Origin of the sequence: Geobacillus sp. FSL K6-0789 (assembly GCF_038593135.1) — a bacterium.
Taxonomy (GTDB): Bacteria; Bacillota; Bacilli; order Bacillales; family Anoxybacillaceae; genus Geobacillus; species Geobacillus stearothermophilus.
Map to the genome: position 1 here is coordinate 1,766,685 of NZ_CP151966.1, position 20,876 is coordinate 1,787,560.

A 20,876-nucleotide genomic window follows, 5' to 3' on the forward strand; every position below is an offset into this window, starting at 1 on the left:
CAAGCAGTCGACGGATCGACATGATTCTCTCCCCTTTTCCCCGCCATCGAGCGCTCTCCCATCGCGCAAAAGCAGCAGTGAACAATGCTTGGGAGACGTCTATCCTACGGGGCAATTGAGAATGAAGCAACGCTCTCGTCCCTATTGTAACAGATGCTTCCATAAAGAGAACAGACAATTTTCAATGAAACAAACCACTTTGAACAGCTTTTTCCTTCAGCACGCGCATCCACGTGCTTAACGGGCCTTTCAACACAAGCCCAGCCAAAAGGGCGGCAACGGCAAACAAGAGAAGCCGCTTGACGTCATGCTCAACATTTTCCCATACGATCCCGCCGACTGCCTCGCGCATGATGTCAATGGCGTAGGTAAACGGCAGCCAAGGGTTTAATTGCTGAAAGAACGGAGGAATCAGCTCAATCGGATACGTGCCTCCCGCTCCGGCAATTTGCAAGACGAGCAACACAATCGCCATCGCTTTTCCCACATTGCCGAACAAGGAAACAAGCGAAAAAACCACCGCCATAAAGACAAAGCTGCACAAAAGGCCGAACGTCATGAACCATCCCGGCTCACGGACGAAAATATTCGGCAAGATGAAAGCCGCTCCAGCTGTCACGACCATCGCCTGCAAAGCATTCAGCGTCCAAAAGGTCAACAGCCGTCCGACATATTGTTCCCGCTCATTCGCTTCCGAAAACGAAGAAGGATCGGTCGACAAGACGGAAACAAGCAACAAACATCCTACCCATATGGCCAGCACCGTGTAAAATGGATTCATGCCCGAACCATAGTTCGGCAGCGGGAAAAGGCGGAACGTTTTGACGTCAACCGGGTGAGCAAAAAACGCCCCTTTCGCCTGTGGATCTTGTTTCAACAAGCGAATCAGTTCGTCGATGTCGGTTTCTCTTTTGATTTTCGATAGGAAGGCGGCCAGCTCGCGGACCTGGCGGGAGAGAAATGGATATTGAGCCTGTGCGGTCTTTAGCGCTTGTTGCGCGGCCGCTAAATCACGATCTGTGTTTGACAACCATTGCTCTGCCTCATGTAACGCTTGATCCATGCGAAGAAGCGTTTGTTTCGCTTGGCGCACCTGTTCCCCTGTTTGATTCCATTTTGCCCGCAGCATAGGTAGCAGCCGTTGGCGATATGCTTGATCAAGTTGCTGCGCCTGTGCGTCCAATAAGGCCATTTGTTCACGCAGGTGAGTGATCTTCCCTTCGACGCCTGTTGGATGTTGTTTCACTAGCGCCGCTGTTTCTTGAATAGACGCTAGCGTCTGCTCGATACGGCTGACTGTGCGTTGCACAGGTTGAAGCGAAGAGGAATCAATCGTCCCCTCCCATGTTCTCAACGTTCGGCGCAATTGCTGAACCAATGGGCTCGCGTCTGTTGCCGCCTGTTGGATGAGAGCCGCCCAACGCGCTTGCTTTTCCGGTGTATCGAGGGACTGTGGCGTCTGCTCTGCAAAGGAATAGAGCGCATGAACCGCCATTTCCACCGGCTTTTCCCATAAGTGCGATGAAGCATTGACTTGCATGAACAACTTCTCAACGCGGCCTGTCCATTCTAAACCGCGCCGCACCGTTGTTTTGGCAGCCGGCAGAAGCTCGCGGCCTGTACGAACTAGTGATCTTGCCTCTCCCACATCGCGATCTAGGGCTTTCAATTGTCGTTGAATCGTTGGCAATTCGTTTTCCAAACGAAACACGAACGCTTCAACGCGGCGAATGGTAGGAAGCTGCTGTTCGAGCGTCACTCCCGCTTGGTGGAACAAGGAAAACAATGCGGTATTGACCACCCTCACAAACTCATCGCTGACTCGCGCTGACAATGTACTTGCTCCGCGCTCCGTGATTTTGGGAGCGATGGCGTTCCGTTTGTCGTTTTCATAATAGTAAATAACCGCCCTTTTCGGACGTTTCTGCACTACAGTGGCTAATTTAGCCGAGAAATCAGCCGGAATGACGATCGTCGCAAAGTAGTCTCCCCTCCGAACGCCTTCCATTCCTTTTTTCCGCGTGACAAATCGCCATCCCAACTGGTGGTTGTTTTTTAAGGTCTTGACGATCTCATCGCCGGCGTGAAACCGGTGACCGGCGAGCTCCGCCCCTCGGTCTTCGTTCACGACGCCGACCGGTAAATCCTCTGTATGGGCATAAGGGTCAATCGAAGCCTCTACATTGATCCAAGCGTAAAGCGATGGAAGAACGATCAGACCGAGAGCCAATATGGATGCGGCCCAGTTGGTCGTGAGATGTTTCAAATCGCTCATATAAATGCGCCATGCCTGTTTCACTTTGATCCACTTCCTTTCAAGTCGATCATGCTGTTGTTAGTATGAGCGGATCACGGAAAACTAAACCAACTTGGCCAGTCCTAACGAGGTTGACGATCGACGCCATCGTGCTCGCCACGATGGTCGGCGGCGGCTGGATTGCTTGCGGCGCAGATCGCACTCGGCCCCTTGTTGTCTGGTTTGACCTCCCGCCTGCTATTGTGACCATCCATTTTCTCATAGCGTTTCTCTTGGCTGGCGCTGCTGTTGATCGATCTATATAAGTTGCAATTTTGTTTTACATGGCATTGTTCGCTCTTCTTGTCACCGTGCCAGCTTGTTAGGTGATAAAGTAAAGACGGGACATGGAGGTCGGAAATTCTTTATTACAACCTATGCGACCGGTCCGCCAAATGACGTCAAGCCGAGGCGAAGCGCCGTAATTGCGACCTCCCAGACGGAACCGTATCGGTCTGCTGCTTGTTTCTTTGCAGCCATGGATCCCGCTCCTTTCGTTCACGAGAGTGGTATGCTACAATCATATCATCATGCACGAGAGGAGAGAATACCATGAACGTTCGAACGATGGCGACAAACGGTTTGATCGCCGCCGTGTATATCGCCGTGACGGCATTCATCCAGCCGTTTGGCTTTACGAACATTCAGTTTCGCGTCTCAGAAATGTTAAACCACCTAGTCGTATTCCGCCGAACATACGCCGTGGGCATCGTGCTCGGCGTCTTTTTGGCCAATTTGTTTTTCTCGCCGATTGTCGCGTATGATCTTGTATTCGGCGTCGGCCAGTCGGTGCTGGCGCTTCTCATCACGATTGTTTCTATGCGTTATGTCGAGAACATTTGGGCGCGTATGGCGATCAATACGTTGTCGTTTACCGTGACCATGGCCATCATCGCCTTTGAACTAAAGCTCGCGCTCGGCTTTCCGTTTTGGCTCACATGGCTGACGACGGCCATTGGCGAGTTTGTTGTCATGGCGATCGGCGCACCGATCATGTATGCGGTTGGCCGCCGGATCGCTCCAGAAGCCTTCCGGGCCGCTGACGGCCGCAACGACTGACCAAGTGTTCCTACGGCATCGAGCGCACCGCCCATTCGATGATCAATGAACAGACGGCGGCAAGCATCGACGCCGCCGTCATCGTGTGCGCCCGGCACGGGTGCAGTCTATAGGGTGAAAGTCCCGAACTGCGAAGGCAGAAGTAGCAGTTAGCTTAACGCAAGGGTGTCTGCGGCGACGCAGAATCTGAAGGAAGCAGGCGGCAAACTGGGATGAATACGGGGGCGAAAGTGAAGGATGGTGAGGCTGACAGCAACCCCTCCGCCCCATACGACAAGACCCACGGGCGTCATAAGCACGTCCCAGTCGCTAATCCAGAGATAAATCACAGCCGCATGGCAGGCCAGCAGCGCGTATATAGATGCAATTTGAAGATTTACCATTTGCAGCTTTTATCGACTGTCAGGCGACCGAACAACGCCGCTTCACAGACCCATATATGGATCTGTGAAGCAGGTGGTTGTTCGGTCTTCCGTCACGCCTTGGCGTGACGGGGCAAGCCATAGGCTTGCCTTCGACAGTCGAAAATGGACAAACCGCTTTTCCGTCAAGGATATGTTAAACTTCTTCGTTGCATCTATATAGATGCTCGTTTTCACCGCTCTCCCTCCACCCGATACGAAGGCTGGGCCTTCGAAACAGCCGAAACCGACCGTCTCCCAGACGATCCATGTCCATGGATGGCGCTTCATGTCGCGCCAAACCGGACCGAGATTGCGGCGGGCAAGAAGAATGACAAACAACAGCGGAACCATAAAGAAAAAACGAAGTGACGAGCTCCATGTCCAACTCCCGCCAGCTAGTTCCATAGACCGGTTCAATATGAACGTAACGGCAAAAAAGAACGAGGCGGCAAGGCCGAGGGCCATTTCCCGCATGGTCGGTCTCTCCTCTCCTGTGATTAGATTCATCATGTGGCAGGGCAGTTTTATTTTATTTCATTATTGAAAATTTTTCTATTTGTTTCTTTGATTATTTAGAACATAGTTTTTTATGATAATAAGTACACAATAAGAATTGATCAACCCGAAACAGTGCTTCCAGGCGGCAATTCTATCATTAACGAATCAAAAAACGTCATAATGCGAACGATGTCAGCCGGCGCCGCAAGAACGGCGATCCATAAGCGCCGGTTGGCGAATACAGCCATCAATGTCCCTCCTTGGCAAACAGTCCGTTCGGTTTGACCGTTAAAATGATGACGAGGATGGCAAAAGCGATAATGTCTTTGTAGTCGTTCGACACATACGTCGCTCCCAAGCTTTCGCTGAATCCCAAAATATAGCCGCCGACAATGGCGCGGGAATGCTTCCCATGCCGCCGAGAATGATGATGCCAAACGCTTTCAAGATGACGAGATGCCCCATGCCGGGAAACACAAGGTTGATCGGCGAAGCGAGCGACGCGGCGAGCGCTGCCAAACTGCCGGAAAGGAAAAACGTCAGCATGGCGACTTTATTCGTGTTAATGCCGCCCAAATTCGCCCCTTCGCGGTTTTGCGCCATCGCGATGATGGAAGACCCGATGAACGTCTTTTTCAAGAAGAGGTAAACAAGATCATGATGATGACAGCGGATGCGATGATGAGGATGCGTTGAATGGTCAATGTGAATCCGAACAACGTGACGACATCGCCATACGGAGTCGGCATCGTCTGATAGTCCGCCCCCAGACGAACTGGGCGAATGCCTCCAAAAACAACAAAATGCCAATCGCCGCAATTTTGTCATGGAGCGGCGATGCGTCGCGAAGCGGATAAAACACGAGCCGCTCCATCAAGACGCCAAGCAGCCCGACCGCCGCCATCGATGCGACGATCGGCATTTCTTTCGTGTCATGGAATCTATCGATCTATTCCGCCTGTATTTGCTTGCGCACGCTAGCGACCGTTTCCCCGATTCCGCCATAAATGACAAGGTCAAACATCCCGTCCATTCTTGTCGCTGTTTTGTTGATCAATACTTTCCTTGTTGCCGGCGATTCGGCGGCGACATAAAACGGGATTTGATTCGCGGGCGCCACTTCCAAACTTGTTCCCATCGCCAGAAGCAAGTCGCTGGCGGCCGCCGCAGCAAACGCTTCTTCCATGCGCGGCACGAGCCCGCCAAACAAAACGACATCCGGTTTGACAATCGTCTGGCACTTTTCACAGCGCGGCACCTCGTGACGGTTGATAAACGACAGATCATACTTGTTGCCGCATGACGGGCATGTCGCCGTCTGCAGCGTGCCGTGCAGCTCAATGACATTCGTGCTTCCTGCTTTCGTATGCAGCCCGTCAATATTTTGCGTCAAAATCGTCACCGTCTTGCCCATCTCCTCAAGCCAGCAGAGAAACCGATGCCCGTCATTCGGGGCAAAGCCGCCCATCATTTTTAATGAAAACATCCGCTTGAATCGACGCCAAAAATCAATCGGATCTTTTTTGTAATAATGCTCTGACAAATAATATTCGACATGGTCCTCTTGGGCGTAAAGGCCGTTTTCGCTGCGAAAATCAGGAATGCCGGACTCCGTGCTCATCCCGGCCCCGGTCAGGACGGCGATTGTATTCGCCTCTTTGATCCATTGCGCCAGTTGCCGGATTTTGTCCACTCTCGTTCTCTCCTTTCTTACGAACCTCTTGGGCTTCGGGAATGGGAGCTGGGGGCTCCCGCCTGCAGCGAGGCTACCGTAAATTGAACCCTTTCCCTTCCACAAACTCCTTCATGTACATCCGGACTTGGCGGCTGAGCATATCGGCCATCTGCCCGGTCCATGTGTCGCGGCGGCGGCCGTTTGTCCGCTGCTCATAATACGCCGAAACCGTTTCGTTGTAGCGTTGCAATTGTTCGAGGAATCGGGCGCGGTCTTGGTTGTATTCGTCCTCATGATAAACGTGTTCAAACGGCAACCGCGGCTTTTGATCCGGCGTTTGTGCAGGATAGCCGACGGCAAGCCCAAACAGCGGAATGACCCGCTTCGGCACATTTAGCAGCGCACATACTTCCGGCAAGTTGTTGCGCAGCCCGCCAATGTAGCAGATGCCAAGCCCCATCGACTCCGCGGCAATGGCGGCGTTTTGCGCCGCAAGCGCCGTGTCAATCAGCGCAACCATAAACTTTTCCGTACTCTCAAGCGATGGAAGCACGTCTTTTCCTTCTAGCTCGCCAATGAGCTCATGGCGGTGAAAATCAGCGCAAAAGACAAAGAAATGGCCGTTATGCTCGACATAGGATTGATTTCCCGCCAACTCGGCGAGCTTCCGTTTTTTCTCCGGATCTTTCACCCCGATGATCGAGTACGCTTGAACATAGCTTGAAGTGGATGCCGCCTGGGCGCATTCGACGATCGTGCGGATTTGTTCATCCGTGAGCGGCCTGTCTTCAAACCGGCGGATCGAACGGTGCTGGAGAATCGTTTCGATGACTTGGTTCATGACTATGTCCTCCTTGAACAACCCAACGGCTTCTTTTTGTGAACATGATAACAAAAAAGAAAGAGCCATACAACGAATCGGCTCTTTCCCTTCCATTATCGCCCAAACCGCCCTTCCTGGTAATCGCGAATCGCCTCGCGGATTTGTTCCGGCGTGTTCATGACGAACGGCCCGTAGGCGACGACCGGTTCGTTCACCGGCTCGCCGGCATAAAGAAGAAGGCGGAGTTTTTCGCGGGCGGTCACGTTTAGCTCCGTTTCCTCGCCGCAGTTGTGGCGGCTGAAAAACAGCATTTGTGCAAAATAATCTCCAGTGTGTCAATCCATGCAAAAAAGCGGGACGATCCGCCTTCTTTTCGTTGCTCGATTCTGCCTTTTTAACAAAATATCCGAAGGAAGTCTCCCGCCTCAAGGAGCGTGAAGGGCAAAAATGTACGCAAAAAGTATGCTAAAAGTGAACAAAAGGCCAATATAAATGGCCTTTCACGAAAGAAAAGTATGAATCAGATCCAAGCAATCCGAAACAACTTCATTGGGCGCCCGTCCTACTATTTGAAGCTGTCGGGCGCGCCAATCTAAACTTTTGACCTGATCGGTTAAAATCACGCCTTCAACGGCCAAGCCTGATGGCAATTCCACTTCAAATGGATATCCTTTTTGTTGCTGGGTGATCGGGCAAAGCACCGCAAACCCTGTCAATTGATTGAACCGCTTTGGTGATAGAACGATGCCGGGCCTTTTTCCTGCCTGCTCATGCCCTGCTTGTGGATTGAAATTGACGTAAACAAGATCCCCACGATCCGGCGCTTGCATCAGAACAATTCATTCCCTTCTGTTCCAAAATCAATTTCAGCATGGCGATTTTCCGGCGTGATTTTAGCCAAAAGTTCCTCCAATGTCGGCTTTTTCTTTTTCGGGATCAACTTGATCGCTTGGTTCTCAACGATCACCTCCACTTCTGATCCTTGATGAAGCGCTAAACGTTCAGCAATCACGCTTGGGATACGAACCGCAAGGCTGTTTCCCCATTTTTGAACTGTTATTGTCATGATTGACACTCCTTTCTGTTTGTTTAATTCCACTATACCTCTCTCCTTTCATTTCGTATATACATAGTATATACATAAATTCAAAAAAAAAGATGCCATCGAGACGGTGTTTTCGATTCGAAACGAACGATTACGATTGATGATAAGACGCTGAACATGTTAAAAGATTTGAAGAAAAGTCAAAAGGATTCCGAAAAAATGAAAAAACGACTGCCAACGCAGTCGTATCAAGGGGTTCATGATTTACAATTTGACAGGATGGATATTAGAAATGGAGGAAGAGGGATTCGAACCCCCGCGGGCTGTGACACCCCTAGCGGTTTTCGAAACCGCCCCCTTCAGCCAGACTTGGGTATTCCTCCGTATGAAAATGGAGCCTATCGGATTCGAACCGATGACCTCCTGCGTGCGGGGCAGGCGCTCTCCCAGCTGAGCTAAGGCCCCATGTCTATAATGGTCGGGAAGACAGGATTTGAACCTGCGACCTCACGGACCCGAACCGTGTGCTCTACCAAGCTGAGCTACTTCCCGACATATGCTGGTTTACCTTGCGACAATTCATATTCTATATGAACCTCAAAGGAAAGTCAATAGTTTTTTTATCTTTTTTTCGCCATAACGGATGAAAATTGATCTTTTTTCTGAAACGACCTGCATAGCTGCCGCTCCTTTTTTTCTACTACTAAAAACACAGCAACCGTGTAAAGGAAAGGGGGCGCTTTGTGAAACTCATTCCGCCGGCGCGGCGCAAACGGGCGCATTTGTCGCAATTGACAACCACCCATTTCCATTTGCGTCATCCGCTTGTCGTCGCCTTTTTTCCTTTTCGTTTCCGGGTTTCGGCAATTTGATGCAGCAACGCTACGCCACGGCCTTTATGTTAATCCTCTGGGAGCTGTTTATCAACACAAAAGCCCATATCAATACAGGTATATTATACTCGCTGCTTGGCGATTTTGAAAAGGCAAAAGCCGTTCTTGACGAACGATGGCTCATGTTTTATGTGGCCATCTACATGTACAGCATTTGGGACAGCTACCGCGGCTCAGTCGACATGAACAAGCTGTATTTGCTCGCCGACCGCGAAGATGCGCCGATCTCTTCCATACCGAATGGGATCGTGCTTCTCATCCGTTGCGATGAACAGCAATGGCCGGCCGTGGAGCATATAGATGCAACAAAGAAGTTTAACATATCCTTGACAGAAAAGTGGTTTGCCCATTTTCGACTGTCGAAGGCAAGCGTGTGGCTTGCCTCCGTCACGCCTTAGCGTGACGGAAGACCGAACAACGACTCGCTTCACAGACCCATTCATGGGTCTTTAAGCAGCGTTGTTCGGTCACTCGACAGTCGGATGCAATGACCGGCAAAGACGAAAAATGTTAAAGCTTTAAATTGCATCTATACAGTTGCTGCGGGGCCATCACGCGCTTGGACTCGCCGGCGTTCACGACAAGCAGCCGAATAGATAGGCATTTCATCCCCTTTCACTAAAAAACCCGAGGGAACACCCCCTCAGGTTTTCGCCGCTCTGCCGTTTTCAATAGACATCTCGCCGCATAAAGACAAAAAAAGCGACAAGAAGCCCTGCAAGCCCCCAGACAGCCAGCACGGCCATCGAAAAGCCAAGCGTCATCCCCTCAATCGGCGGAGCCGCTCCTTTTATGTAATCCGTCAGCCGCAAATTGACCATAAACAAATATTTTGCCGAATGCCACGACGACACCATGTTCGACAAAATCGCGCCAGAAATCAATGCTGCCAGCATGATGCCCATCACCGCCGCCGTGCTCCTAAGCAGCACGGAAAACATAAACGTCAGTGTGCCGACGACAACGCTCACAAACGCTGCCAGCCCGAGCTCGATCAAAATGTATTTCCATTGCGGAATCATGTGGACATTCGCTGTATTGAGATCCTCTCCTTGCTGGACAAATCCGGTCAATAGCGGCAGACGGAAGCCGCCATATCCAAACACGAGTCCGGAGATGGCATACGACAGCACCGCCGCCATCAGCATAATGAGCGACACCGACAGGAGCAACGCGATATATTTGCTCAACAAAATTTTCCACCGCTTCACCGGCCGAACGAGAAGCAGCTTGATCGTTCCAGCGCTTGCCTCGGACGACACTAAATCGGCCGCAACCACCATCACTAAAAGCGGCAAAAACAAGTCGATGGCGTTTTCGATAAACGTGCGCATAAACGTCGGCGCTCCAGGGGCGGACGGATTAATGTTGTGCTCTAAGTAGTACTGCTGCTGCTTGAGGCGGATTTGCAAGTATTTCTGCCATTCCTCAGACATGCTCGGCGACTGCAAGCGGTTTTGCAAATCGACGATTTGCTGCTGCAGCTGCGTCCGCCAGTCGGTCGTGCCAAGCCGTTTTCTCAACTCTTCCGTCTCGCGGTATTGGGCGTATGTAAACAAGGCGACGAGCACCACAATGATGGCGGCGATCACCCATAGCCGCTTTTTGCGGACGATTTTCAACATTTCATTATACACGAGCTTACTCAATCGTTTCGCCCCCTGTCAGCTCGATAAACAAGTCCTCGAGCGTCGGCAGCCGCGGTTCAATTTCCGAAACCGAGACGCCGGCTTGGACAAGCTTGGCGTTCCAAGCGGCTAGTCTCGACGGCTCATATGGCGTGACGATCGTCTCTTCATCGGCGCGCAACACCTCGGTTTCCGCCGCTAACAGCGCCCGCGCCCGATCCGTTGGAGCGGCTTTCCAGACGACGCGCGCCTGTTGGTTTAACAGCCGCTCAACCGTGTCCACGGCCAAGAGCCGTCCTTTCGCCATAATGGCGACGCGGTCGCACATTAATTGAATTTCACTTAACAAATGCGATGAAACAAGGACGCTCAACCCTTCCGTTTCCGCCAAAAAGCGGATGAAGGCGCGCATTTCGCGAATGCCGGCCGGGTCAAGGCCGTTGGTCGGCTCGTCCAAAATGAGCACCTTCGGCTTTCCAAGCAGCGCCTGAGCGATGCCGAGCCGCTGCCGCATGCCGAGCGAATACGTGCCCACTCGGTCATGGATGCGCTGTTCAAGGCCGACGAGCTTCGCCACTTCCATGATCCGATCTGCACCAATTCCCGGTATCATGCGGGCGAAATGTTCAAGGTTTTCCCATCCTGTTAAATACGGATACATTTCTGGGTTTTCGACGATGCAGCCGATCTGGCGGATCGCGTCGGTAAACTGGCGGTGAAGATCATACCCGCAAATCACCACCGTCCCCGACGTCGGCCGAATGAGCCCGACGAGCATGCGGATCGTTGTCGTTTTTCCCGCGCCGTTCGGCCCTAAAAAACCGAATACTTCCCCCTCATGCAACTCAAACGAAATGCCTTTAATAATTTCCTTGCCGCGAATCGTTTTCCGCAGCTCTTTGACCGCTAACGTCACCTGTTTGGTCATTGCTCACCCTCCTCCGTCAACGTGATGAGCGAGGCGACGCGCTCTCCAATCCGCTTGTAGCCTGCCGCGTTTGGATGAAAATGGTCGCTGTACAAATAGTCGTTGACATGGAGGGCAAACAAATCAAACGTCGGCACCGCGACGATGTTCGGATAGCGGGCCGCCACTTCCGCTGATGCAAAATTCCAATCGCGCACAACCGCCGACGTCCGTTTGGCATCGTCTAAATCGCCAAACGGGTTGTACAAACCGATCGCAAAAATGACCGCTTCGCTGTTGAAGCGGCGCAGCGCGGCGAAAATGCGGTCTAGGTTGGCTACATATCGCCGTTTCGCCTCATTCAGCTGCTTTCGATCCAGTTTCAACGCTTCCCCGCCTTGAAACAAGTCGTTGCCGCCGATGGTCATCACAATAAGATCCGCCATGGCGACTTGCCGCTGAATCTCAGGCTGGCCAAGCTGGCGAAGCAGTCCGTCAGAGCGAAGGCCGCGGATGGCCAAGTTCGTCACACGGATCGGTTTGTCCGTTTTCCGGCGAAGCTCATCGACCATATAGCCGACATACCCTTTTCCGCTTTCATCGCCCGTTCCTCTCGTCAACGAATCGCCAAGAGCAACAATATCCATTTTCTCGTCATGTTGCCTTGTTTCAGCCGTCGGCGGCCGTTGTTCTTTCGTCGGCGGCTTGGCGACCGAAAAAAACTGGTCTTGCACCGCCAATGCCAGGCCGCCAAGCCAAAGCACTCCGGACAGAGCGGCAACAACGATGAGAAACGAAACAGCTCTCCGTCTCATGCCACCACCTCATCTCTTTATTGGCTTTCTTCCAACCGTTCCTCTTTTTGCTTAACATCATTGGTTTGATCCAACCGTTGCCGATTTATGCGCCAATGCTTCGGATTCCAATACGCTTTCAGCTTCCTCGCTGCTTCTTTTCCAGCCAGCAGCACCCCAAGCCAAAACATGACTTCCGCCGCCGCAATGACCGTGGCGACAATCGTTGCCTTGACAGCGGCTGAAAACGGCAGAAACGGCGCGATCGGCACCGCCACCCAAACGACGAACGAGGCGATGATGAGGTCAATGCCAATGCGATACAGAACCGGTTTCTCTTGCTTCGCGTCCCCACCTCCTTATGGCGTCGTGGTTGAGAACGAAGATTGGGATTCTGCACTCCCACTCTACCATATCCATCTCCCGTTCACGAAACGGCGCGCCTGAAGCCGTGCGTTTCGCCGCCAACCAACGCCTGTCTTGAACCGCAAAACGCACCGTTTGGAAGGAGAAAAACCGGCCTCATGGCATGAAACCAAGCAGACGGATTCGTCATCATCATCGTTATACGTATTAACAAAGAAAAGGTGTCCCTTTTATGCTTGGGACACCGTTCATTCACCCCTATCACCGCCGCTTATGCCAGTAATCGATCAACCCCATCGCGCACACTTGCAAATCCAGCTCGATCGCCGCATACACCGGCGACGAAGACGGGACGCCATATTCGTTCAAAAACGCTTCTACATCGCGGCGCAACCGTTGTGCAGCGACTTTCGCCTGCTCTGCGGGCGATGCTTCCGGATTTCGCTCGATCGCTTCTTTTCCTGCCGCCACGAACTTCGGCAGCCAAACGCGAAGCTGGCGGAACGCCTCCTGCGGGTCATCGAGCATGCCAAAATGACCAAAATAGATGCGCGACGGATTCAACTTCTCGAGCCGCTCAGCCGACCGCTCCATCGCTTCAGGGTCAAATTGGTTCGGAGATGTTGAAGGCAGGCAAAACGTAAGCCCCGCTTCTTGCAGCTGCGGGTAAAAAACGCCGATCGTATCGCCGGTGAACACGCCGCGGCTGTACGAATCATAAATGGAAACATGATGGTTCGCATGCCCCGGCGTATCATAGAACGTGAGCGTCCGCTCCACACTCAACGCCAACGTTTCCCCGTCCTCTTTCACAATCAATCGCTCTTCTGGCACCGGAAGAATCGGATCAAAGAGCGACTCAAACTGCGCGCCGTACACCGACCGCCTTCGCCCCGGCGATGAGGCGCGATGGATCAGCCAAATGCCGCTTCCCTTTCGGATGGACGACAACCATCGCATTCGGGCAATGCTGAAGAAGTAGCCCTACACCGCCGGCGTGGTCCAAATGAATATGGGTAACGATGATATAGCGAATATCAGACGGATCAATATAAAGCGCTTTCAACCCAGCAAGCAAATGCGGCACCGACGGGCTTGGCCCTGTTTCCACGATCGCCAAGTTCTCTTCGTGAAGCACGTATGTACCGGTGCGCCACGGCATGCGCAAATCATACAAATCGATGAGTGAAATGCGGCGGCCGAGATCAAGCGGCTGTGCCATGTTCCCTCTCCCCCTTTGGTTGATGATGCAGAATATTTTAACATAGAAACCGGCTTCCCGCTACAGGGGTTGATAAAAAAGCAGCCCCTGCCCAGAGGGCAAGAGCCACCTTCTCGTTTCAACTGTCGTCAACGGGGCAACAACTGCTCCGCGCGCTATTTTTGAGGGCAGGCGCTGTCGACCGTTGCCCTTTGCAGCACGAACAAGCTCCCTGATGCTCAACCCGATCGCATCCAACGCTGCCGCCAACGGAAAGACACTGTCGTTTGCCAAGCGCCCCCTAATGCTTACGACGCCAACTCCCTGCCAGTCGCCTTTCCTTTCCGTCCATTTCTGATCGCCACCCATACTGCCGCCGCCCAGCCGATGACGATGAGGCCGTACACAGCAGGATAAACCGGCGCCGGGGCTTCCCAAGCGTGCAGAAGCGTGCGAACGTTTGTCAAAATAATCAATCCGCCAACCAACACTCCAAGCAAATGGGACGGCAGTTTACGCACAAGCCAAGCCGCGATCGGCGCAGCGATGACCCCGCCCGCCATCAGCGTCAGCACCCAATACCAGTTCACTTGCTCCCAACCAAGCGAAATGACGAATCCTAGCGTCGCCGACAAGGCAACGGCAAATTCGGACGTATCGACCGTGCCGACCACCTTGCGCGCTTCCGTGCTTTTATTGGCCAACAACACCGGCGTCGCAATCGGCCCCCAGCCCCCACCGCCGGTCGCATCAAGAAAACCGGCCGCCAAGCCGAGCGGGACGAGCTGCTTATTGGACCACTGTTTTCCTGACGCCGACGGCGCGCGGCCGTTCAACACTAAAAATCGATAAATAATGTAAAAGCCAAGCGCCAATAAAAACAACGATACATACGGTTTGATCAAATCCCCTGGCAAGTTGCTTAAAAAGCATGCTCCGATAAACGCGCCGACCGACCCAGGAATAATGAGCTTCCCGACCATGGCGCGATCGACGTTGCCAAATTTCCAGTGAGAGGCGCCGGACGCCGCTGTCGTCACCACTTCCGCCAAATGAACGGACGCCGAGGCAACAGCTGGAGCGATGCCAAACGTCAACAGCAGCGTCGACGAGGTGACGCCGTACGCCATTCCGAGCGATCCGTCGATCAACTGGGCGATAAATCCTACAAACACAAAAACGATCAGTTTTTTCATTGGTTTCCCTCCGCTTGCAATAGTTGAGCGTGTTACTTATAATTTAAATCCCATTATTCATAGATGTCAACTATGAATTTAAAAAATAAAAAAATGCAGTCATCTTTTCCTCCCCACGCGCAAGATGACGTTGCGAACGCCGGCAGCTTGGCGGCCGACGGGCGGCAGGCGCCGCGCGGCCGTCCATCAAGACAAACAGCTGCCTGCAGAAAAAAGGCGCCCCGAATATGGCGACGGGACACCTTTTGAATGCTGGCTTTCGATCAGAACTTTCCTTGATACCGCTCGACTTCCCAAGCATGAACCGCCGTGCGGTAGCTGTTCCATTCCTCTTTTTTCAACGCGACATATTCGTTGAATACGTGCTCGCCAAGCGTCGCGCGGCCGATTTCTCCGCTTTCTAGCGCTGCGATGGCCTCGCCCAAGTTTTCCGGCAAGTTGTCGATGCCAAGCTCCGCACGTCGTTCTTCCGACATATGGAAGATGTCTTCATCAATCGGCGCCGGAGCGGTTAAACCTTTTTCGACACCGTCAAGGCCAGCGGCAGCGATGATGGCATACGCCAAATACGGATTGGCCGACGGATCCGGGCAACGGAGCTCAACGCGCGTCGCGACGCCGCGTTTGGCCGGAATGCGGATGAGCGCCGAACGGTTGGAAGCGGACCAAGCGATGTAGCAAGGCGCTTCATACCCTGGCACAAGCCGTTTGTACGAGTTGACAAGCGGGTTCGTAACCGCCGCGAAGTGTTTTACGTTTTTCAGCAAGCCCGCGATGAATTGGTACGCTGTTTCTGACAACTGGTTCGCATCGTTCGGATCAAAGAACGCATTTTCCCCATCTTTGAAGAGGGAAATGTTGACATGCATGCCTGAACCGTTGATGCCAAACACCGGTTTTGGCATAAACGTCGCATGGAGGCCGAACTTGCTGGCAATCGTTTTGACAACCCATTTGTACGTCGTCGCATTGTCAGCCGCACCGAGCGCATCGGCATATTTGAAGTTGATCTCATGCTGGCCTTCCGCCACTTCATGGTGCGACGCTTCAATCGTAAAGCCCATCGCTTTTAAGGCGCGGTAAATTTCAAGGCGAACGCGTTCGCCCAAGTCTTTCGGAGACGGTTCGAAATAACCGCCGCCATCATGGAGCTCGAGCGTCGGATTGCCGTTTTCATCGGCTTTGAACAGGAAAAACTCCAGCTCCGGACCGACCGAGATCGTATATCCTTTTTCCGCCGCCCGCTCGATCGTTTTTTTCAGCACGTTGCGCGGGTCGCCTTCAAACAGCGTGCCGTCCGGATTGGTCACCGAGCAGAGAAAGCGCGCTTCCGCATAGCCTTCCTCGACCGTCCACGGCAAAACAGCAAACGTATTCAAATCCGGAAGAAGATACAAGTCGGAACGGTTGATCGGCGAGAAGCCTTTGATCGACGAACCATCAAACATGATTTTCCCTTCGACAACATCATCAAGCTGTTCAGCCGTCACGGTCACGTGCTTTAAGATCCCTTCAATGTCGACAAACTGCAAATGAAGAAGCTCAACGTTCTTTTGTTGGATCGTTTCTTTAATTTGTTCGAGCAATCCCGTTTGGGTGGAGGAAACGAACGTTTTCGACATGTAACATTACCTCACATTCGTACGTTTATTTTTCTAACATGCTTTTATTATAGAAAAAGAGTGGCCGTTTGGCAACACTTTTTTAGCAATTTTTCTGTATTTTTATAACGATTTTTTACAACCGTTTTCATATTCATGTAAAAAATAAACAGCCCAGAGGATGACCGTTCCTCACAGGCTGTTTCTAGATGTTACATTTTCTCCTCACGCCGCCGCCATGATCCGGACGGAATAAGCGGCAAGCCGGCCGCTTTTTCCGGCGGATAGACGTACACATATCCTTCGATCGGTTTGCACGCGTCGCGAACCCACACCCGTTCGTATTCGTTATCGCACCGCCCTTCAACGTAATCCTCGAGCTCATCCATTGCCTTGAGCCCTTCTTCCGTCACCGTCAGCCACTCCCCTTCCACTTCCCCCTCTTCTCCAAGCACAAGCGCGGGGTACGGACCGACATTGTATAAGCGGCCGTTTACTTTCCCTGGACACGCGGCGCGAAAGTATGGAGCGGCCACTTCATGGTTTTCTTCGCCAGTCAGCAACGTTCCATACACAAACACCCAATATCGCCCTTCCGCCATCTCCTCGTTCTCCTTTTGTTTACATAACATAAATTACGAAAACTCAAGGAAAGGAAACAAAAACAATGGAAGCCCTTCCTCTCATCCATCCTTGCCGCTCCGAGGCGGCGCCAGTGTGAATTTGTTCAGTAGATCGCGGCCACAAAAATGCCGTGCCGGCTGCACTCGCAAGCCAACGGCACGGCGGTGGCGATTCCGCAACGAACGAATGATGCTTTTTCCATCATACCCGCTTCACAATGAAAAGTCAAGCACATTGTTACAGTGTTTGTTTCCATTTAATGCTGCAGCCGATGCTCGGCTTTTGCTTTTCCGGCACCGGGCGGCCCTCCAACAAAGCATCCAGCGCGGTGCGGATCGACTCCCCGGTGACCGGGATGCCGTTGTTCGGGCGCGAGTCGTCCAACTGGCCGCGGTAGACGCATTTCAGATCCCGGTCGAAAATGTAAAAGTCCGGGGTGCAAGCGGCGTCGTATGCTTTCGCCACCTCTTGCATCTCATCGTACAAATACGGAAACGGATAGCCGAGCTCTTCCGCCACCTTTTTCATGTTTTCGGGTGAATCTTCTGGATACTGTTCCGCATCGTTGGAGTTGATGGCGACAAACGACACCCCTTTGGGCATATAATCGTTCGCGAGGCGAACAAGCTCGTGCTGGACATGCTTGACAAATGGGCAGTGATTGCAAATGAACATAATGACGGTTGCGACGTCCGATTTCACATCCTCAAGACGGACGACGTTGCCATCGATGACATTCGTGAGGGAAAACGACGGCGCTTGTTTGCCGAGGGGAAACATGTTCGATTCGACAGCTGGCATCAACAACACCCTTTCTCCAATATTTTCTTTCATTATATCAAAAGGAAGGCGGGTGTCACAAATCCAGCGCCCAAACCGAACTGCACAGCTCGGCATATGATGCCACATAGACGACGGAAAGGAGGCGTTTGTGCATTGATTTATATGAATAAACACATGACCCCGCGCGTGTACGGGCCAGCTGCCGCACCGCCCGTATCCCACCCGATGTTTTATTATCGCCGCACTGCCGCGCATCTTGACGGGATTGGCCGATCCGCCGACGGCGGATCGGTTTTTTGCTAGGCGGGTGGACAAATGAATGGACAAACCGAAGCAAAACAGCGCATAATAGAAACTAATCATTATTTCCACCGCTGCGGCGGAAGAAGGAGGAATCGCAATGGCGCTGCAACTGAGCGTCCTCGACCAGTCGCCGATCGCCGAAGGCATGACGGCAGAAGAAGCGCTCGAGAACACCGTCAAGCTCGCCCAACACGTTGAGCAGCTCGGCTATAAGCGGTTTTGGGTGTCGGAACACCACGATACAAACAGCCTTGCCGGTTCGTCGCCGGAAGTGCTGCTCGGACACATCGGAGCGAAAACGTCGCGCATCCGCATCGGCTCAGGCGGCGTGATGCTGCCGCATTACAGCCCGTACAAGGTGGCGGAAAACTTCCATGTGCTTGCCGGCCTTCATCCCGGCCGCGTCGATCTCGGCATCGGGCGGGCACCCGGCGGCATGCCGCGGGCGACGATGGCGCTCCAAGACGGCCGGCCGCGTTCAGCGGATCGCTATCGGGAGCAAATCGATGACTTGCTTGGGTATTTGCACGATGCGCTTCCGCCCGTCCACCCGCTTTATGGCGTCAAGGCGACGCCGATCGTGCAGTCCCCGCCGGAACTATGGCTGCTCGGCTCCAGTTCGGAAACGGCGAAGCTGGCAGCCGATAAAGGGCTGCCGTATGTGTTCGCCCAGTTTATCAACGGGGAAGGCGGCGAACATTATATGCGGCTGTACCGTGACCGGTTTGTTCCATCGCCGTATTTGGCCGAGCCGCGCGGAATGGTCGCGGTGTTTGCAATTTGCGCCGAAACGGATGAAAAAGCGGAATGGATCGCCGGCAGCCTTGATCTGTCGCTTCTTATGATCGAGCAAGGGATGGCGCTGAACGGCACGCCAAGCCCGGAAAAAGCGGCTGCGTATCCGTACAGCCCGTATGAGCGCAAACGGGTGGAAGACAACCGGCGGCGGATGATCGTCGGCAGTCCGACGCGCGTCAAAGACAAGCTGTATCGGCTGAGCGAAACGTATGAAACAGAGGAAATCATGCTCGTGACGATTACATACGACTTCGAGGATAAACTCGCAAGCTTCCGGCTCATCGCCGAGGCGGTATGGGGGTGAACGCGATGCAGATTCTCTCCATTAATGTCGGGAAGCCGAAAACGCTCCACATCGGCGGCCAGCGGATCACAACCGGCATTGACAAAACGCCGGTCGCTCATCCCGTTGCGGTCGGCAAACAAAACTTGGCTGGAGATGGACAAGCCGACCTCGTCCATCACGGAGGAGAAGATAAAGCGATTTGCGCCTATCCGTCCGAGCATTTCGTCTATTGGGAAGAGCGATACGGCCGCCCATTTACGGCGGGGGCGTTTGGCGAAAACTGGACGCTTCTCGGGTTGACGGAAGACGATGTATGTCTTGGCGACATTTATGCCGCCGGCACAGCGCTCGTACAAGTGTCGCAGCCGCGCCAGCCGTGCTCCAAATTGGCGTTCAAACATCAGCTGCCCGATTTGCCGAAAGCCGTCTGCCAGACAGGAAAAAGCGGGTTTTACTTTCGCGTTCTCAAAGAGGGCGTCGTCGCTCCAGGCGCGCCGCTCGTTCTCGTCGAACGGGGCGTGGGGGCGCTATCCATCGCGTATATCAATCACATTTACTATCATGAGCGCGACAATGTTGCTGCCATGAAGCAAATCGCCAGCCATCCGGCCTTATCCGCAAGCTGGCGCGAAACGTTTCAAAAGCGTCTCGCCGCTCGGCCCCGGCCGTAAAGCACAAAGCGGCGGAAATGACTAACAAAATATCTTTATACCCGTGGTGCTAGATAAACTTGATCAAGCATAAAAATAGCCCTTGCTGGCGGATCTCCAGTAGAATGAAAGTGTCACCCAACATTCGAAAGGAGAGATCCCCCATGCAAGAGCACTTTCATTTTACTACAGATCCAGCCAAACTTCAAAAACAATATGCCGCTATTTTCTGTTTTGTTTCTGCCCAACTGTCGTTGATTCAAATGGATCTTCATCGCCGCAACCGTCACTTGGTCAAGCAAGAAGACGAAGTGGTCATGGCGGTTCACCTTTTGGGGAAGCTGCTGGGCTTTTCTTCCGAACGAGCCTGGCATCGTTTTGTCACGGGAAATTTGTTCACAAACGGCTCGTTTCTTGAACGCTCCCGATACAACCGCCGCTGCCGAGCGCTTGGTTTCGCCATCAAATGGATCCGTCATGAGCTGGCGAAACGTGGCCAACACCATGCTTATGCGGTCGTCGACAGCTTGCCTCTTCCGTTGTGCCATCCCGCAAGAATGCAGCGCGTCAAGCGATTTCGAGGGATCGCGGATATGGGGTATTGTGCTTCCAAAAAGCAATGGTACTACGGTTTCAAGCTGCATCTTCAAGTGACCAATCAAGGGCTGGCCATGGGCTATGTCGTGACGGAAGCGTCCTGCCACGACGTCAAAGCCGCTGAAACGGTGATGACTCAAATCCCTCATCCCTACAACTTTGGGGACAAAGGGTACATCAGCCACGCTCTTCGAGAAAAGCTGTACGAAGAACACCAAGCCGCGTTCTGGACACCGTCTCGACACAATCAAAAGCACGGCCCATCCAAGGCATGGGAAGAATGGATCCAAAAAAAACGCAAAGTCATCGAGACGGTGTTTTCGATTCTCGTAGACCAATACCGGATCACCGACATTCGAGCGAATTCCATGGCCGGGTTTGAAGTGGCACTCGATGGCATCTTGTTGGCTTATTCCTTGGTCACACTAGGGCTGGTTGAGCGCTGACGC

The 20,876-nt window shown here is 52.9% G+C and carries 19 protein-coding genes, 3 tRNA genes and 4 pseudogenes; 5 read left to right on the forward strand and 21 right to left on the reverse strand.

Going from position 1 to position 20,876, the window contains the following annotated elements:
* Window positions 1-181: 181 nt before the first annotated feature.
* Entirely contained in the window at window positions 182-2,299 is a 2,118-nt protein-coding gene (locus tag NSQ51_RS09225) for a YhgE/Pip domain-containing protein (protein ID WP_049625462.1), read from the reverse strand.
* A gap of 549 nt (window positions 2,300-2,848) precedes the next feature.
* Between NSQ51_RS09225 and NSQ51_RS09230 the strand changes: the two genes are divergently transcribed.
* A complete protein-coding gene (locus NSQ51_RS09230; protein ID WP_033014176.1) occupies window positions 2,849-3,355 on the forward strand; it encodes a QueT transporter family protein in 507 nt (168 codons plus the stop codon).
* 635 nt (window positions 3,356-3,990) lie between these two features.
* On the opposite strand, the pseudogene NSQ51_RS09235 reads toward NSQ51_RS09230, so the two are convergent.
* From NSQ51_RS09235 to NSQ51_RS09285, 11 genes and pseudogenes are all read right to left on the reverse strand, one after another.
* Window positions 3,991-4,233 (reverse strand): annotated as a pseudogene (locus NSQ51_RS09235) (multidrug resistance efflux transporter family protein); the annotation flags it as partial.
* A 143-nt stretch (window positions 4,234-4,376) separates the two neighbouring features.
* Window positions 4,377-4,505, reverse strand: coding sequence for a hypothetical protein (locus NSQ51_RS09240; protein ID WP_259463347.1), 129 nt, complete (start codon window positions 4,503-4,505; stop codon window positions 4,377-4,379).
* Window positions 4,505-5,173 (reverse strand): annotated as a pseudogene (locus tag NSQ51_RS09245) (branched-chain amino acid ABC transporter permease); the annotation flags it as partial. The pseudogene NSQ51_RS09245 and the gene NSQ51_RS09240, both read right to left, overlap by 1 nt.
* Before the next feature lie 33 nt (window positions 5,174-5,206).
* Window positions 5,207-5,950 carry an NAD-dependent protein deacylase gene (locus NSQ51_RS09250; protein WP_033016746.1) on the reverse strand — a complete coding sequence of 248 codons (744 nt, stop codon included), beginning with the start codon at window positions 5,948-5,950 and terminating at the stop codon, window positions 5,207-5,209.
* A gap of 73 nt (window positions 5,951-6,023) precedes the next feature.
* Window positions 6,024-6,773, reverse strand: coding sequence for an oxygen-insensitive NADPH nitroreductase (gene nfsA, locus NSQ51_RS09255; RefSeq protein ID WP_033016745.1), 750 nt, complete (start codon window positions 6,771-6,773; stop codon window positions 6,024-6,026).
* Window positions 6,774-6,868: 95 nt separating this feature from the next.
* Window positions 6,869-7,063 (reverse strand): annotated as a pseudogene (locus NSQ51_RS09260) (pirin-like C-terminal cupin domain-containing protein); the annotation flags it as partial.
* 192 nt (window positions 7,064-7,255) lie between these two features.
* Window positions 7,256-7,585, reverse strand: coding sequence for a type II toxin-antitoxin system PemK/MazF family toxin (locus NSQ51_RS09265; RefSeq protein ID WP_033016743.1), 330 nt, complete (start codon window positions 7,583-7,585; stop codon window positions 7,256-7,258).
* Window positions 7,585-7,854: an AbrB/MazE/SpoVT family DNA-binding domain-containing protein gene (locus tag NSQ51_RS09270; RefSeq protein ID WP_023634676.1), complete on the reverse strand. Its 270-nt coding sequence runs from the start codon at window positions 7,852-7,854 to the stop codon at window positions 7,585-7,587. Before NSQ51_RS09270 ends, NSQ51_RS09265 begins: the two co-directional genes overlap by 1 nt.
* A 239-nt stretch (window positions 7,855-8,093) precedes the next feature.
* Window positions 8,094-8,183: transfer RNA gene (locus NSQ51_RS09275), tRNA-Ser, on the reverse strand.
* Between the two features lie 9 nt (window positions 8,184-8,192).
* Window positions 8,193-8,265, reverse strand: a tRNA-Ala gene (locus NSQ51_RS09280).
* 10 nt (window positions 8,266-8,275) lie between these two features.
* Window positions 8,276-8,352, reverse strand: a tRNA-Pro gene (locus tag NSQ51_RS09285).
* 91 nt (window positions 8,353-8,443) lie between these two features.
* Between NSQ51_RS09285 and NSQ51_RS09290 the strand changes: the two genes are divergently transcribed.
* The gene (locus NSQ51_RS09290) at window positions 8,444-9,091 is read left to right on the forward strand and encodes a hypothetical protein (RefSeq protein ID WP_342462668.1); all 648 of its coding nucleotides are present in this window, start codon (window positions 8,444-8,446) and stop codon (window positions 9,089-9,091) included.
* Between the two features lie 270 nt (window positions 9,092-9,361).
* On the opposite strand, the gene NSQ51_RS09295 is transcribed toward NSQ51_RS09290, so the two are convergent.
* The 9 genes and pseudogenes from NSQ51_RS09295 to NSQ51_RS09335 form a co-directional block, all read right to left on the reverse strand.
* Window positions 9,362-10,342 carry an ABC transporter permease gene (locus NSQ51_RS09295; RefSeq protein WP_033016739.1) on the reverse strand — a complete coding sequence of 327 codons (981 nt, stop codon included), beginning with the start codon at window positions 10,340-10,342 and terminating at the stop codon, window positions 9,362-9,364.
* Window positions 10,335-11,249 (reverse strand): ABC transporter ATP-binding protein, encoded by a 915-nt coding sequence (locus tag NSQ51_RS09300; RefSeq protein WP_033016738.1) that lies wholly within the window; start codon window positions 11,247-11,249, stop codon window positions 10,335-10,337. The genes NSQ51_RS09295 and NSQ51_RS09300 overlap by 8 nt, the downstream gene beginning before the upstream one ends.
* Window positions 11,246-12,043, reverse strand: a complete 798-nt coding sequence (locus NSQ51_RS09305) for an SGNH/GDSL hydrolase family protein (protein ID WP_121650054.1) — start codon at window positions 12,041-12,043, stop codon at window positions 11,246-11,248. Before NSQ51_RS09305 ends, NSQ51_RS09300 begins: the two co-directional genes overlap by 4 nt.
* A gap of 17 nt (window positions 12,044-12,060) precedes the next feature.
* A complete protein-coding gene (locus NSQ51_RS09310; RefSeq protein ID WP_049624307.1) occupies window positions 12,061-12,348 on the reverse strand; it encodes a transporter suffix domain-containing protein in 288 nt (95 codons plus the stop codon).
* Window positions 12,349-12,649: 301 nt separating this feature from the next.
* Window positions 12,650-13,610, reverse strand: a pseudogene (locus NSQ51_RS09315) (MBL fold metallo-hydrolase).
* A 287-nt stretch (window positions 13,611-13,897) separates the two neighbouring features.
* Window positions 13,898-14,785, reverse strand: a complete 888-nt coding sequence (locus NSQ51_RS09320; protein WP_121650055.1) for a sulfite exporter TauE/SafE family protein — start codon at window positions 14,783-14,785, stop codon at window positions 13,898-13,900.
* A 263-nt stretch (window positions 14,786-15,048) separates the two neighbouring features.
* Window positions 15,049-16,407, reverse strand: coding sequence for a type I glutamate--ammonia ligase (gene glnA, locus NSQ51_RS09325; protein WP_053532803.1), 1,359 nt, complete (start codon window positions 16,405-16,407; stop codon window positions 15,049-15,051).
* Between the two features lie 191 nt (window positions 16,408-16,598).
* Window positions 16,599-16,988, reverse strand: coding sequence for a gamma-glutamylcyclotransferase family protein (locus NSQ51_RS09330; protein ID WP_033016731.1), 390 nt, complete (start codon window positions 16,986-16,988; stop codon window positions 16,599-16,601).
* Window positions 16,989-17,247: 259 nt separating this feature from the next.
* Window positions 17,248-17,811, reverse strand: coding sequence for a thioredoxin family protein (locus tag NSQ51_RS09335; RefSeq protein ID WP_055358984.1), 564 nt, complete (start codon window positions 17,809-17,811; stop codon window positions 17,248-17,250).
* A 382-nt stretch (window positions 17,812-18,193) separates the two neighbouring features.
* On the opposite strand from NSQ51_RS09335, the gene NSQ51_RS09340 reads away from it, so the two are divergent.
* The 3 genes from NSQ51_RS09340 to NSQ51_RS09350 all read left to right on the forward strand — a co-directional run bounded on the left by NSQ51_RS09340 (window position 18,194) and on the right by NSQ51_RS09350 (window position 20,873).
* Window positions 18,194-19,198 carry an LLM class flavin-dependent oxidoreductase gene (locus NSQ51_RS09340; RefSeq protein WP_033016728.1) on the forward strand — a complete coding sequence of 335 codons (1,005 nt, stop codon included), beginning with the start codon at window positions 18,194-18,196 and terminating at the stop codon, window positions 19,196-19,198.
* A gap of 5 nt (window positions 19,199-19,203) precedes the next feature.
* On the forward strand, window positions 19,204-19,851 hold the full coding sequence (locus NSQ51_RS09345) for an MOSC domain-containing protein (protein WP_061567428.1): 648 nt from the start codon (window positions 19,204-19,206) through the stop codon (window positions 19,849-19,851).
* Window positions 19,852-19,994: 143 nt separating this feature from the next.
* The gene (locus tag NSQ51_RS09350) at window positions 19,995-20,873 is read left to right on the forward strand and encodes an IS982-like element ISGsp1 family transposase (RefSeq protein WP_339238857.1); all 879 of its coding nucleotides are present in this window, start codon (window positions 19,995-19,997) and stop codon (window positions 20,871-20,873) included.
* The last annotated feature ends 3 nt before the right edge of the window (window positions 20,874-20,876 follow it).